The sequence below is a fragment of the Micromonospora arida genome, from assembly GCF_003857035.1.
Lineage (GTDB): Bacteria > Actinomycetota > Actinomycetes > Mycobacteriales > Micromonosporaceae > Micromonospora > Micromonospora arida.
Map to the genome: position 1 here is coordinate 1 of NZ_QGSY01000121.1, position 12,681 is coordinate 12,681.

Here is a 12,681-nt window from a genome sequence, read left to right on the forward strand (position 1 = left end):
GTCGGCAGCGTCAGAGGTGTATAAGAGACAGGCCGCTGACAGGGGGCGATCGCGAGCGTCACAGCACCCGGCTTGGGGCGTGGGGGAGCCGGTGCGGGAGACTGGGTGACATGGCGGCTCGTGGCTTCCCGTACACCGATCTCAAGGACTTCCTCGCGGCGCTGGAGCGCGCGGGGGAGTTGCGCCGGGTCGACGTCCCGGTCGACCCGACTCTGGAGATCAGCGAGGTGGTCACCCGCACGGTGCGGGCCGGCGGCCCGGCGCTGCTCTTCGAGCGTCCGACCCGGGGCGAGATGCCGGTGGCGATCAACCTGTTCGGCACCGAGAAGCGGATGGCGATGGCACTCGGGGTGGAGAACCTCGACGAGATCGGCGCGCGGATCGGCGAGATGCTCAAGCCGGAACTGCCGCAGGGCTTCTCGGGCATGATGGGCGGGCTCGGCAAGGTCATGCAGCTCAAGTCCATGCCGCCGAAGAAAGTCAAGACGGCCCCCTGTCAGCAGGTGGTCTACCGCGGCGACGACGTCGACCTCAACCGGTTGCCCGGGCTGCAGGTCTGGCCGGGCGACGGCGGGATCTTCCACAACTTCGGGCTGACCCACACCAAGCACCCCGAGACGGGCAAGCGCAACCTCGGGCTCTACCGCCTGCAGCAGCACTCGCACAACACCATCGGCATGCACTGGCAGATCCACAAGAACTCCACCGCGCACCACGCGGTCGCCGAGCGGCTCGGGCAGCGTCTGCCGGTCGCGATCGCCATCGGTGCCGACCCCGCGGTCGCCTACTCGGCCAGCGCGCCACTGCCTGCGGACATCGACGAGTACCTGTTCGCCGGTTTCCTGAGCGGCGAGCGGGTGGAGATGGTCGACTGCCTGACCGTGCCGCTGCAGGTGCCGGCGCACGCGCAGATCGTGCTGGAGGGCTACATCGAGCCGGGCGAGCGACTGCCGGAGGGCCCGTTCGGTGACCACACCGGCTTCTACACGCCGGTCGAGCCGTTCCCGGTGATGCACATCGAAGCGATGACCATGCAGCGCAACCCCGTCTACCACTCGATCGTCACGTCGCAGCCGCCGCAGGAGGACCACGGCCTCGGTAAGGCCACCGAGCGGATCTTCGCACCACTGCTGCGCTTCCTGATCCCGGACATCGTCGATTACAACCTGCCCGCCGCCGGGGTCTTCCACAACTGCGCGATCGTGTCGATCCGTAAGCGCTACCCGAAGCATGCCCAGAAGGTGATGAACGCGATCTGGGGCGCGCACATGATGTCGCTGACCAAGCTGATCGTGATCGTCGACGAGGACTGCGACGTGCACGACTACAACGAGGTGGCCTTCCGCGCCTTCGGCAACGTCGACTACTCGCGCGATCTGCTGCTCACCGAGGGCCCGGTGGACCACCTCGACCACGCGTCGTACCAGCAGTTCTGGGGCGGCAAGGCGGGCGTCGACGCGACCCGCAAGCTACCCACCGAGGGCTACACCCGCGGCTGGCCAGAGGGGATGAGCATGAGTCCCGAGGTCACGTCCCTGGTCGACAAGCGCTGGAAGGAGTACGGAATCTGATGGCCGTCCTCGACGCACCGGCCGCGACGCCGGGCCGGACCAAGTCCTTCCTGAAGCTCGTCGCCGTCGAGCACTCCGTCTTCGCGCTGCCGTTCGCGTTCCTCTCCGCGCTGGCCGCCATGCAGATCAACGGCGGCCGGGTACGGTGGCTCGACCTGCTGCTGATCACCGTGGCGATGGTCGGGGCGCGGACGTTCGCGATGGCCGCCAACCGGATCCTCGACCGCAAGATCGACGCGCGGAACCCGCGTACCGCCGGTCGGGAACTGGTCACCGGAGCGGTGAGCGTGCGGACGGCCTGGACCGGCGCGGCCGTCGCACTTGTGGTCTTCCTCGTCGCCGCCGCCCTGCTCAACCCGCTCTGCCTGGTGCTCGCGCCGCTCGCCGTGGTGCCGCTGGTCGTCTACCCCTACGCCAAGCGGTTCACCAACTGGCCGCACGCCATCCTCGGGATCGCCCAGGCGGTCGGCCCGGTCGGCGCGTGGCTGGCGGTCACCGGCACCCTGGACGGCTCCGGGCCGGCCTGGCTGCTCGGCGTGGCAGTGGGGCTGTGGATCGGCGGCTTCGACCTGATCTACGCCTGCCAGGACTCCGAGATCGACCGGGAGATCGGCGTGCACAGCGTGCCCGCCCGGTACGGTCGGCGCTTCGCGCTGCACGCGTCCACCGTCGCGCACGTGGTGACCTTCGCCCTGTTCATCTGGTTCGGTGCGCTGATCGGTCTCGGCTGGCTCTGGTGGATCGGGCTGGCGCTGACCGCTGTGGCGTTCGGCTACCAGCACCTGGTGGTCACGCCGACCGACCTGAGCAAGGTCAACCGGGCGTTCTTCACCGCCAACGGGTTCGTCGGCATCGCGCTGTTCCTCTTCGCCCTGCTCGATCTTGTGGTGCGGCTCGGCCTGCGCGGCTAGTCCTGGCCGCTGTGGCGGCGGCAGGCGGCGGCGGTGCTTTCGGCACCGCCGCCGTCGGCGTTCCGTCCGGGCATTTGTTCTATCAACACTAGAACAAGTAGCCTTTACGCATGCTCTTCCGCATCGACCCCTCGCTGGATGAGACGCTCTTCGCCCAGCTCGTCACGCAGGTACGCCTCGCCGTGGCCCAGGGTGTGCTCCAACCCGGTGAGCGGCTGCCCGCCGCCCGCGAGCTCGCCGCCTCGCTCGACCTCAACGTGCACACCGTGCTCCGGGCCTATCAACTGCTCCGGGACGACGGGCTGATCGAGCTCCGACGGGGTCGCGGCGCGATCGTCACCGCCCGACCCGCGGCCGACCACGCGAAGCTGCTGGCCGCCATCGACGAGGTGGTGCGCGAGGCGCGTGCCCTGCGCTTCTCCCCGGAAGCCACCGCCACACTCCTCAAGGAGGCGTTCTCATCATGACCACCGGCACCGAGCCTGCCCGTGCCCAGCGCCAGCGGATGCGTCTCGTCGGCCTGGCGGTCACCACCTGCGGGCTCGCGATCCTCGCCTTGGCCGCCGCCGTCGCCCTCTCCTGGCGTGGCGACCTGCCCGATCCGGTCGCGACGCACTGGGGAGCCCAGGGCAGCCCCGACGGCTTCATGTCCCTCGGTGCCTTCCTCTGGGCCGGCTTCGGTTCGGGCGCCCTCCTGGTGCTCGGCTTCGGCGCGGTCACGACGCTGTGGGGGCAGTCGGCGGCGAGCCGCCGCATCGGCGCGGGGACCACCATCTGGTTGGCGCTCTTCCTGGCACTCCTCCAGCTCGGCACACTGCACGTGCAGCTCGGTCTGGCCGACGCGCGCGAGGCCGGCGGAATCGGCGGCGCACTCACCCTGGCGACCGTTGCCTCCCTCGTCCCCGCCGTGCTCGTCGGCCTGCTCCTGCCCGGCGACCCGCCTCAGCCGGCCGACGCCCCCGTCTCGCCCGAGGCTTCCCGCGTCCCCCTGGCACCGAACGAACGGGCGGTCTGGATCGGGCACACCGGCGCCGGGCCGGGGATCGCCCTGGGCGCGGTGGCCATCGTCGTCCTGGTCGCGCTCGCCGTCGTCAGCGGTGTGTGGGGTCTGCTGATCGTCGCGGCGCTGCTGGTCGGGGTCTTCGTGGCGATGTTCGCCTTCACCGTCCGGGTCGACGAGACAGGCCTGCTGGTCCGGTCGTCGGCCGGCTGGCCGCGCACTCACGTCCCCCTCGACGAGGTGCTCCGCGCCAGCGTTGTCCAGGTTCACCCGCTGCGCGAGTTCGGCGGTTGGGGCTGGCGGGTGGGCCGCGGCGGCCGGGTCGGCATCGTCCTGCGTGCGGGCGAGGGTCTGCTCGTCGAGCGGACCGGCGGGCGCTCGATCGTCGTCACGGTCGCCGACGCCGGCACCGCCGCCGCCCTGCTCAACACCCTCGCCGACCGTCACCGGCGGACCCTTTGACCCGGTAGCCCACCCCCCCGGGGTCAGCTCCGGGACGCCGAATATCGACTGCTCTCCAGCGACCAGTCGATCGTGCCGCGCACCGAGCGGGCGACCCCCTCCACGTGCGCGGCCACCGCCGGATCCAGTTCCGGGCCGAAGGACGGGATCCTGGCCCGCAGCTCCATGAACCGCCCCATCGCCGTGCGCCAGCGATCCACCGCCGCTTCCACGGCCCGCTCGTCCGGCAGGCGCTGCTCCCTCGCGATGGCCAGCACCAGGTTGTGCCCGCCTGAGATGACGCGGTCCTTCTCCAACGACACCAGGTCGTTGAACCAGGACAGCAGGTCGTTGCCGGTTGCGGCCAGCGCCCGTAGCGCCGGGTGGTGGTAGACGGGGTCTGGCAGCGCGTGACCGGTGACGAACTCGATCATGGTGTACGACACGTACGCCGCCGAGGTCGCCCGGCGCAGCGCAACATATTCGGCGACAGAAGGGACGTGGCTCCTGGTCTTGTTCTCCGCCTCCGTCCGGTCGCCTTCCAGGTGGTGGGCGACCGCGTCGGCGAAGCGCTGCTGCCAGGGCGGGGGCATCCGGGCACGCGGCGCTTGCCACGCGTCCGCGAGCATCCGGCGTAGCGGTCCCCGAAACCCCGCCGTGCGGGCGCCAGGGCCGTGGCGCAGCACGCGGAGCACGCCGTCCCGCAGGGCAGCGACGTCCGCGCCGCTCGCGCCGTGGGGTCCGTCGCAGGCGTCGTCGAGCAGGAAGAACCAGGTCCAGAGGGCGGCGACCGTACGCAGGTCGGCGGCGCCGGCGTCAGGGTAGAGCCGACCCGCATACCAGGCGATGCGACCGGCGTCCAGCCGACACAGCTCGTCGTCGTCCAGCGGCAGGTCGAAGCGGCGCACCCAGCCCGCCAGCCACTCCTGGGTCGCCTCGGCATGCGGCGAGCACCGCGAGGGAAGGGGACATTCGGCACGTAGTGCGCGGGCTGCCGCCACCGTCATGGGTCGTACCGTCCCTCCGGTCGCTGCACAGAGGTTTCCCCCATCCGAGCATGTCAGAGATCGGCTGTCGATGATGTCCGTCGTGGGCCGGGAGGACGACGGACGGGCGAGGGCGGGGGCCACGGCACGGCGCCCGGCCGGACCAGGCAGGCTGGGGGCATGCGGGAACCATGGGTGGTCGGGGTCTCCGGTGCCTCCGGTACGCCGTACGCGGCGGCCGTCATCGGCGGACTGCTCGACGCGGGCGAGCCGGTTGACCTGATCGTGTCCCGGGCGGCACGACTCACAGTGCTCGACGAGACCGGCCGGCCCTTCCGTGACGGGCACTGGGCCGAGGACCTCGCCGCCTGGCTGGATCGGGACCTGACCACGGCGGATGTGCGGCACTGGCCGGCCGGCGACCTGGCCGCCGGGCCGAGCAGCGGCTCCTACCGGGTACGCGGGATGGCGGTGGTCCCGGCCAGCACGGCCGCCTGCGCGGGCATCGCGATCGGGCTCTCCAAGGACCTGTTGCAGCGCGCCGCCGAGGTCAACCTCAAGGAACGCCGTCCCGTGGTGCTGGTCCCCCGGGAGACACCGGTGACGCGCAGCCACCTGGAGCACCTCATCGCCCTTCACGACGCGGGCGCTGTGGTGCTGCCGGCCAGTCCCGGCTTCTACGGTGCCGGCGCGGCGGCCAGCGCGCAGCAGCTGGTCGACTTCGTGGCCGGCAAGGTGCTGGACGCGCTCGGCGTCCCGCACACCCTGTTCCGGCGGTGGTCCGGCCAGCTCGGCGCAGCCCGAAGCTGAGCCGTCCCGCTCGTGCTGGGTCGTCCGCTCGTGCTGGGTCGTTCGCTCGCGCTGGGTCGTCCGCTCGCGCTGGGCACCGCTGTGCTGCTCAGCACGAGCGGTGCTGTCCGCCGGAGCGGGACGCGGACCGGACTGGTGTCCGGTCCGCGTGGCGTTGTCCGCACCAGTTCAGTACATGCCGGCGTTGGCCGGACCCGGCCCCGTGGATGCCGCCGGCCCCACGTTGCGTGGTTTACCGACCTCATCCACCTCGTCCAGCATGCCCTCCCCCTCAAGCAGGGCTCGCACCTCGGATTCCCGAAACCGGCGATGCCCGCCTGGAGTCCGGATGCTTCCTATCCGGCCGGCCGCCGCCCATCTCGTCACAGTTTTCGGGTCTACCCGAAACAGCGCGGCGACCTCACCCGGTGTCAGCAGGCGATCTCCAGTGTCCACAGCCCCCTCCTCGCGTCGACGAAGCCCCCGGCTGAACACACTGCCCCCGGCTGGTGCGTAGCCCAGAGCCGTCATGAGGGACGTATGGCAATTACAGCACCAGGGACATGGCCTGTCCGCCCAAACGCGAAAAATGCACTGAGTGGGGAGTTAGTAATGTTACTGGTGCTACCTCTGCCCTGACCGGCGGTTTATGAACAGTGACTCACCGCTCAGTCCAACGGGTGCCGAAGGCCGCACGTTACGTGTGAACGGTTAAGGTCACTCTCTGTGGATGCCATCGACCTGAGCCTCGTCGACCTGCTGCGCGGCAACGCACGCCTCTCGTACGCCGAGTTGGCCCGACAGGTGGGCCTCTCGGCCCCGGCCGTGCACGAGCGGGTCGGCAAGCTGGAGAGCAGCGGCGTGGTCCGGGGCTACCGGGCGGACGTGGCCCCGGAGTCGATCGGGCTGGGTGTCACCGCGTTGATCGGCATCGTCGAGGACTCCGGTGCCGACAGCGACGACATGCTCGAGTCGCTGCGGGTGCTGCCCGAGATCGAGTCCTGCTACTTCATGGCCGGCGTGGAGTCGTTCCTGCTCAAGGCGCGGGTCGGCACGATCGCCGAGCTGGAGCAGTTGATCGTGCGGCTGAACCGGACGCCCGGGGTGGCCTCCACCCGTACCGCCATCGCGCTCTCCACCAAGTGGGAGAACCGCCCCCAGCCCGTCGGCCCGCCCGCGGCCTGACCGCCGCGTACCCCTGGTGTCGCCCCGGCGGCCGGCGGTAGCGTGCGCCGATGACCCCGCCAGCGCGTCCCGTGGCCGTGGTGACCGGCGCTGCCGGCGGCCTGGGCCGGGCCATCGCCGCCGCCCTGCACGCCGACGGCTGGTCGGTGCTGCTCACCGACCTCGACCCGGTGGCGGTGCAGAGCGCCGCTGCGCCGCTCGGCGGCTGGTCGGCCGCCCTGGACGTCCGCGACGAGGAGGCCTGCGCCGCCATCGCCGCGAACGCGGCAGGCCGGGGTGAACTCGCCCTCTGGGTCAACAACGCCGGCATCCTGGTCACCGGGGCGTCGTGGGAGCACGACGCCGCAACCCGCCGTCGGGTGCTCGATGTGAACACCCACGGCGCCATGAACGGCACCCTCGCCGCGCTGACCGTGATGCGCGGGCAGGGCCACGGCCACGTGCTCAACGTCGTCTCGTTGGCCGGGCTGGTCGCCGCGCCCGGCGAGACGGTGTACGCGGCAAGCAAGCACGCCCTGCTGGCCTTCAGCCTCGGCACCCTGTCCGACCTGCGGATGGCCGGGTACCGGCGGGTGCACGTCTCCTGCCTCTGCCCGGACGGCATCTGGACCCCGATGCTGCACGACCGGCTGGACGACCCGGGGGCGGTGGCCTCGTTCACCGGATCGATGCTGACCTCGCAGCAGGTGGCTGCCCGGGCGGTCCGGCTGGCCCGCCGGCCACGTCCGGTGGTCAGCCTGCCCCGCTGGCGGGGAGCGCAGGTGCGCCTGTTGGACGCCCTGCCCAGGTTGGCCGTCGCGCTGACCCCGCTCATCCGAGCCGCCGGCCGGGCCGGTCAGCGCCGCCAACACCGCAGGTCAACGCCGCCAGACCGGCGCTGACCACCGCTGGCCCGCTTGCTAGGTTTCCGAACGTGACTCATCTCGACCGGTGCGACGAATCCAGCCGAACCTGGGTGACCGAGGCGATCGCCGCCGTCGAGGCAGACGCGAACCGGTCCGCCGACACCCACCTGCTGCCGTTCCCGCTGCCTCGGGAATGGGGGATCGACCTCTACCTCAAGGACGAGTCGTCCCACCCCACCGGCTCGCTGAAGCACCGGCTGGCCCGCTCGCTGTTCCTCTACGGGCTGTGCAACGGCTGGATCGGGCCGCGCACCACGATCGTCGAGGCGTCGTCGGGTTCCACGGCGGTCTCCGAGGCGTACTTCGCCCGGATGCTGGGCCTGCCGTTCATCGCGGTGATGCCCGCCTCCACCTCGCCCGAGAAGATCACGCAGATCGAGTTCCAGGGCGGCCGGTGCCACCTGGTGGACGACCCGGCGAGCGTGGTGGTCGAGGCCCGCTGGCTCGCCGAGGACTCCGGCGGGCACTTCATGGACCAGTTCACCTACGCCGAGCGGGCGACCGACTGGCGGGGCAACAACAACATCGCCGAGTCGATCTACGCGCAGTTGGAGCTGGAGCGGCACCCGATCCCCGCCTGGGTCGTGGTGGGCGCCGGCACCGGGGGCACCAGCGCGACCATCGGCCGCTACGCCCGGTACCGCCGGCTCGCCACCAAGCTCTGCGTCGTCGACCCGGAGAACTCGGCGTTCTACCCGGCCTGGCTGGCCGCCGACTGGTCGGTACGCACCGGGAAGGGCTCCCGCATCGAGGGGATCGGCCGACCCACCGTGGAGGCGTCGTTCCTGCCCTCGGTGGTGGACCGGATGGTCCAGGTGCCGGATGCGGCGTCGTTGGCCGCGATGCGCGCCGGATCGGCGCTGCTCGGCCGCCGGGTGGGCGGGTCCACCGGCACCAACCTGTGGGGAGCGTTCGGCCTGATCGCCGCGATGCTCGCCGAGCGTCGGACCGGCTCGGTGGTCACCCTGATCTGCGACCCGGGCGACCGGTACGCCGACACGTACTACGCCGACGACTGGGTGGCCGCCCAGGGCCTCGACCTGACCCCGCACCTGGCCACCATCGATCGCTTCCTGGCCAGCGGGACCTGGCCCGCCTGAACCGGTCAGAGGGATCCTGGTCCGCCTGAACCGGTCAGCGGCACCCGGTCCGCCTGAGGCCCATCGGCCGGCCCTGGCCCGCCGGGCCGGGGTGCTGATCAGCGCGGGTCGATCCGTTCGGCCAGCCCGGGGTAGCGCACCACGTAGCCACTGTCGTCCAGATCGATGTCGGCCGTGAAGGTGCCGCTGGCGAAGCGCACCCGACCCGGCCCGAGCCCGGTGTAGATCTGCTCGGCCGGCACCACCTCCAGGCCGGGCAGCAGCACCCAGGCAACGGTGATCCGGTGTGCCACGTCGGCCGGCTCGGCCGCCATCCGAAGCCGGTGGACCGGCAGGGTGTTGAACAGCGGCGAACCGCTCAGGTCGACGTCGAGCGCGTCGGCCAGCCGGTCCGGGTCGTCCGTACCCGGCAGACCGGCCCGGCGATGACCGGCCGCGACCAGGGCCGCGTCCAGGTCGCCCTGCTCGGCGGTGGTCACCCGCCAGCGGCCGGCGGCCCGCTCCAGGGTCACCCGGCGCAGCCAACCGAGACCCTCGGCCTCGACCTCGACCCGGGTGGTGGCCCAGTCCGGCGTGGTGGTCAGCTGGTAGCGGGCGGTCCACGGGATCGGGTCCACGGCGAGCAGAGTGCCCCGGGCCGCCAACCCGTGGCCGTCGTCGAGCAGGACCTGCTCGCTGCCGGCGGTGTCAGTCCGGGACCAGAAGATTGACTTCGGCATGGTCGGCATGAGCCGGACGTTACGCGACCTGCTCGGTATCGGCAGGGCATGCGCGAACGCCGCCGCGAAGCCTGGGCTTCACGACGGCGTTCGGTGGATCAATCAGTGGGTACGCGCTGCCGGTCGCCCGCCGAAACCGCGCCGGTCGTCACGCGGGCGGTCCTCGCGGGGCCGGTCGTCGCGGGGCCGGTCGTCCCGGACCCGGCTCTCCGGGCGGAACCCACCCCGAGCGTCCCGGTCGCCGAAGCGCCGCTCGCCGGTCGGTCGGTCGCCCCGACCGTCGCGGTCACCGAACTGCGGCCGGTCGCCGAACCGACGCTCGCCCTGCGGCCGGTCGCCGTAGCCGCGGGTGTCCCGGTCGCCGTAGCTCCGGTCGCCCTGCGGCCGGTCGCTGTGCTGGCGGTCGCCGAAGCGGCGCTCACCCTGCGGGCGGTCGCTGTAGCTCCGGTCGCCCTGCGGACGGTCGCCGAAGCGGCGCTCACCCTGCGGACGGTCGCTGTAGCTTCGGTCGCCCTGCGGGCGGTCGCCGAAGCGGCGCTCGCCGGTGGGCCGGTCGCCGTAGCGGCGCTCGCCCTGCGGGCGGTCGCTGTAGCTCCGGTCGCCCTGCGGACGGTCGCCGAAGCGGCGCTCGCCGGTGGGCCGGTCGCCGTAGCGGCGCTCACCCTGCGGGCGGTCGCTGTAGCTCCGGTCGCCCTGCGGGCGGTCGCCGAAGCGGCGCTCGCCGGTGGGCCGGTCGCCGAAGCGCCGGTCGCCCTGCGGACGGTCGCCGTAGCGGCGCTCGCCTCCCGTGCGGTCACCGAACCGGCGCGGGCCGCCGGAGCGGTCGCCGTAGCCCCGGGGCTCCGCCTCGACGCGGACCGGGACGCCGCTGGGCTCGCGGGCGCCGACCAGCTCGGCCAACGCCGCGTCCCCGACCCGGACCCGGGTCTCGGCCGGCGCGACGCCGGCCTTCTCCATCATCGCCAGGGTGGTACGGCGCTGCTTGGGCAGCACCAGCGTGGCGACCGCGCCCGACTCGCCGGCCCGGGCGGTACGCCCCGCGCGGTGCAGGTAGTCCTTGGGGTCCTTCGGCGGGTCGACGTGCAGCACCAGGGTGACCCCGTCGACGTGGATGCCTCGCGCCGCCACGTCCGTGGCGACCAGCACGTTCATCCGGCCCTCACGGAACTCGGCGAGCGTCTTGGTGCGCATCCGCTGGGTCTTGCCGCCGTGCAGCCCACCGGCGCGTACGCCGACGGCCGCGAGCTGCTCGACCAGCCGGTCCACCCCGAGCTGGGTACGGGCGAAGACCATGGTCCGGCCGTCCCGGGCGGCGATCGAGGCCGCCACCGGGAACTTCTCGTGCGGCGGGATCAGCAGCATGTGGTGGTCCATGGTGGACACCGAGGCGGTGGACGGTGCCGTGGAGTGGGTGACCGGGTCGGTCATGAACCGCTTGACCAACGCGTCGACGTCACCGTCCAGGGTGGCCGAGAAGAGCAGCCGCTGACCGTTCGCGGGCGTCTTCGCCAGCAGATCGGTCACCTCGGGCAGGAAGCCCATGTCGGCCATCTGGTCGGCCTCGTCGAGCACCGTGACCTCGACGTCGTCGAGCTGGCAGATGCCCCGCTCGATGAGGTCGCCGAGCCGGCCCGGGGTGGCCACGATGATCTCCACGCCGCGGCGCAGCGCGTCGATCTGACGGTCGTACGGAACGCCGCCGACGGCGGTCTTGAGGAAGATGCCAACGGACTTGCCCAGCGGCACCAGGGCGTCGTTGACCTGCATGGCCAGCTCGCGGGTGGGCACCAGGACCAGGGCGCGCGGACGCATCGGCCGGGCCCGGTTGCGGTGGGCCAGCCGGGCGATCATCGGCAGCCCGAAGGCGAGCGTCTTGCCCGAACCGGTCTGCCCGCGGCCCAGCACGTCGCGGCCGGCGAGCGCGTCCGGAACGGTGGCCCGCTGGATCTCGAATGGGCTGGTGATGCCCTGCTGCGCCAGCGCGCGAACCAGCGGCTCGGGCAGGCCGAGGGAGGCGAAGCTGATCGGTTCGGCGGTCTCGGTCGGCTCGGCCTGCGCGGTCGCCACCGGCGCGGTGTCGGCCTCGATCGACGGGACGTCGAGCTGCTCCCGGGCGGTGTCGGTCGCCGGGACTGAGTTGAAAACGGACGTAACGGTGCTGGGGTCAGCAGAGGTGGTCAACAAAAACCTTTCGAGCGGGGCGCATCTTCGCGATGGCCTGCCGCGGCTGAACCGCCGGATCGCCCGCAAGATCGCCCAGGGGCGCACACCACGCGCGCCGGGTCAGTGATCTCAACCAGTGTACGGCGGTCTGGCGAAGCCGCCAGCCGGTTGACCGACCGTAGTGGGCGGACTCACCATCGCTGGCACTCGCTGGCTCACCCCTTGAGCACGCTGCCCACCAGACCGTCCAGGGCGTCACCAGCCAGCAGAACGACCATGACACTGATCGCCACCAGCAGCCCCAGAGCGGCGGCCAGGACGATCATCACCCGGGCGTTACTGGACCGCTCGGCCGGCGTGTCGGACCAGCCCTGGGCCAGGATGTGCCCGGTCAGCGAGCCGGAGTTCTCCACCGCGTTGGCGGGTATCGCGACAGTGGTGAAGCCGGCGCCCTCGCCGTTGCCGTAGACGGTGCCGGCCAGGTCGGTGCGACCGTCGTGCCGCCCACCACGGGCACCGGCAGCCTCCCGTCGGGCGGAACCAGCCGGTGGGCGGCTCGTTGACGCGGTCACCCGGGAGTTTCCGCTGTTGCCGGTCGACGAAGGGGCCCCGGCGGTGGACGGTGGCCAGCTCGGCAGCGCTGGCGCGGGCACCACCGGCGGCGCGGAGGCGGGTGCCCCGGCCCATCCGGCACCGGACGTCGGGCGGGTCGCCCCACCGGGGGACGGCCACCCGGCCGGTGGTGCGGAGACCGGAGCGCTGGCCCGTACGCCGGGCGTGTCGGTCATCGCCGGCGGCGGCGGAAACGGCGGTGCCGGCATCGGGCCGGGCGGGGCCGGTGGTGCCGGCACCGGCGGACCGGGTGGCGGCAGCGGCGGGCTCGGGACGGGCGGCGTCGGTGGGCCGGGAAT

Annotated in this window: 13 protein-coding genes and 1 pseudogene; 9 read left to right on the top strand and 5 right to left on the bottom strand. The window is 72.2% G+C overall.

Features of this window, described 5'->3' with window-relative positions; all coding sequences use genetic code 11:
• The first annotated feature begins 110 nt into the window (after positions 1-110).
• The 4 genes from DLJ58_RS06370 to DLJ58_RS06385 all read left to right on the top strand — a co-directional run bounded on the left by DLJ58_RS06370 (position 111) and on the right by DLJ58_RS06385 (position 3,944).
• Positions 111-1,571, top strand: coding sequence for a menaquinone biosynthesis decarboxylase (locus DLJ58_RS06370; RefSeq protein WP_124854289.1), 1,461 nt, complete (start codon positions 111-113; stop codon positions 1,569-1,571).
• The gene (gene mqnP / locus DLJ58_RS06375; RefSeq protein ID WP_124854290.1) at positions 1,571-2,482 is read left to right on the top strand and encodes a menaquinone biosynthesis prenyltransferase MqnP; all 912 of its coding nucleotides are present in this window, start codon (positions 1,571-1,573) and stop codon (positions 2,480-2,482) included. Before DLJ58_RS06370 ends, mqnP begins: the two co-directional genes overlap by 1 nt.
• Before the next feature lie 110 nt (positions 2,483-2,592).
• Entirely contained in the window at positions 2,593-2,949 is a 357-nt protein-coding gene (locus DLJ58_RS06380; protein WP_124854291.1) for a GntR family transcriptional regulator, read from the top strand.
• Positions 2,946-3,944, top strand: a complete 999-nt coding sequence (locus DLJ58_RS06385; protein WP_124854292.1) for a DUF1648 domain-containing protein — start codon at positions 2,946-2,948, stop codon at positions 3,942-3,944. Before DLJ58_RS06380 ends, DLJ58_RS06385 begins: the two co-directional genes overlap by 4 nt.
• A 23-nt stretch (positions 3,945-3,967) precedes the next feature.
• Here DLJ58_RS06385 and DLJ58_RS06390 read toward each other — a convergent pair whose 3' ends face one another.
• Complete coding sequence (locus DLJ58_RS06390; protein ID WP_124854293.1) at positions 3,968-4,930, bottom strand: terpene synthase family protein; 963 nt, start codon at positions 4,928-4,930, stop codon at positions 3,968-3,970.
• A 159-nt stretch (positions 4,931-5,089) separates the two neighbouring features.
• On the opposite strand from DLJ58_RS06390, the gene DLJ58_RS06395 reads away from it, so the two are divergent.
• Positions 5,090-5,719, top strand: coding sequence for a UbiX family flavin prenyltransferase (locus DLJ58_RS06395; protein WP_091395700.1), 630 nt, complete (start codon positions 5,090-5,092; stop codon positions 5,717-5,719).
• Positions 5,720-5,887: 168 nt separating this feature from the next.
• Here the strand turns inward: DLJ58_RS06395 and DLJ58_RS06400 are convergent, their stop codons facing one another.
• A complete protein-coding gene (locus DLJ58_RS06400) occupies positions 5,888-6,154 on the bottom strand; it encodes a BldC family transcriptional regulator (protein ID WP_007454516.1) in 267 nt (88 codons plus the stop codon).
• Between the two features lie 270 nt (positions 6,155-6,424).
• Between DLJ58_RS06400 and DLJ58_RS06405 the strand changes: the two genes are divergently transcribed.
• From DLJ58_RS06405 to cds1, 3 genes are read left to right on the top strand one after another with little or no spacing between them, the layout of a single operon-like run.
• The gene (locus tag DLJ58_RS06405; RefSeq protein ID WP_091395696.1) at positions 6,425-6,883 is read left to right on the top strand and encodes an Lrp/AsnC family transcriptional regulator; all 459 of its coding nucleotides are present in this window, start codon (positions 6,425-6,427) and stop codon (positions 6,881-6,883) included.
• A 50-nt stretch (positions 6,884-6,933) separates the two neighbouring features.
• Positions 6,934-7,764, top strand: a complete 831-nt coding sequence (locus tag DLJ58_RS06410; RefSeq protein WP_124854294.1) for an SDR family NAD(P)-dependent oxidoreductase — start codon at positions 6,934-6,936, stop codon at positions 7,762-7,764.
• Positions 7,765-7,796: 32 nt separating this feature from the next.
• Entirely contained in the window at positions 7,797-8,888 is a 1,092-nt protein-coding gene (gene cds1, locus DLJ58_RS06415) for an L-cysteine desulfhydrase Cds1 (protein ID WP_124854295.1), read from the top strand.
• A gap of 98 nt (positions 8,889-8,986) precedes the next feature.
• Here the strand turns inward: cds1 and DLJ58_RS06420 are convergent, their stop codons facing one another.
• From DLJ58_RS06420 to DLJ58_RS34470, 3 genes are all read right to left on the bottom strand, one after another.
• Positions 8,987-9,607: a putative glycolipid-binding domain-containing protein gene (locus DLJ58_RS06420; protein WP_124854297.1), complete on the bottom strand. Its 621-nt coding sequence runs from the start codon at positions 9,605-9,607 to the stop codon at positions 8,987-8,989.
• A 102-nt stretch (positions 9,608-9,709) separates the two neighbouring features.
• Positions 9,710-11,674, bottom strand: coding sequence for a DEAD/DEAH box helicase (locus tag DLJ58_RS06425; RefSeq protein ID WP_244218812.1), 1,965 nt, complete (start codon positions 11,672-11,674; stop codon positions 9,710-9,712).
• Positions 11,675-11,985: 311 nt separating this feature from the next.
• Positions 11,986-12,342, bottom strand: coding sequence for a hypothetical protein (locus DLJ58_RS34470; RefSeq protein WP_244218813.1), 357 nt, complete (start codon positions 12,340-12,342; stop codon positions 11,986-11,988).
• 16 nt (positions 12,343-12,358) lie between these two features.
• Here DLJ58_RS34470 and DLJ58_RS06435 point away from each other — a divergent pair.
• A pseudogene (locus DLJ58_RS06435) lies at positions 12,359-12,681 on the top strand (hypothetical protein); the annotation flags it as partial.

Coding starts and splice junctions, on each gene's coding strand:
- DLJ58_RS06390 (WP_124854293.1), bottom strand. CDS start 4,930: ATGACGGTGGCGGCAGCCCGCGCACTACGTGCCGAATGTCCCCTTCCC.
- DLJ58_RS06370 (WP_124854289.1), top strand. CDS start 111: ATGGCGGCTCGTGGCTTCCCGTACACCGATCTCAAGGACTTCCTCGCG.
- DLJ58_RS06395 (WP_091395700.1), top strand. CDS start 5,090: ATGCGGGAACCATGGGTGGTCGGGGTCTCCGGTGCCTCCGGTACGCCG.
- DLJ58_RS06420 (WP_124854297.1), bottom strand. CDS start 9,607: ATGCCGAAGTCAATCTTCTGGTCCCGGACTGACACCGCCGGCAGCGAG.
- mqnP (WP_124854290.1), top strand. CDS start 1,571: ATGGCCGTCCTCGACGCACCGGCCGCGACGCCGGGCCGGACCAAGTCC.
- DLJ58_RS06380 (WP_124854291.1), top strand. CDS start 2,593: ATGCTCTTCCGCATCGACCCCTCGCTGGATGAGACGCTCTTCGCCCAG.
- DLJ58_RS06385 (WP_124854292.1), top strand. CDS start 2,946: ATGACCACCGGCACCGAGCCTGCCCGTGCCCAGCGCCAGCGGATGCGT.
- DLJ58_RS06410 (WP_124854294.1), top strand. CDS start 6,934: ATGACCCCGCCAGCGCGTCCCGTGGCCGTGGTGACCGGCGCTGCCGGC.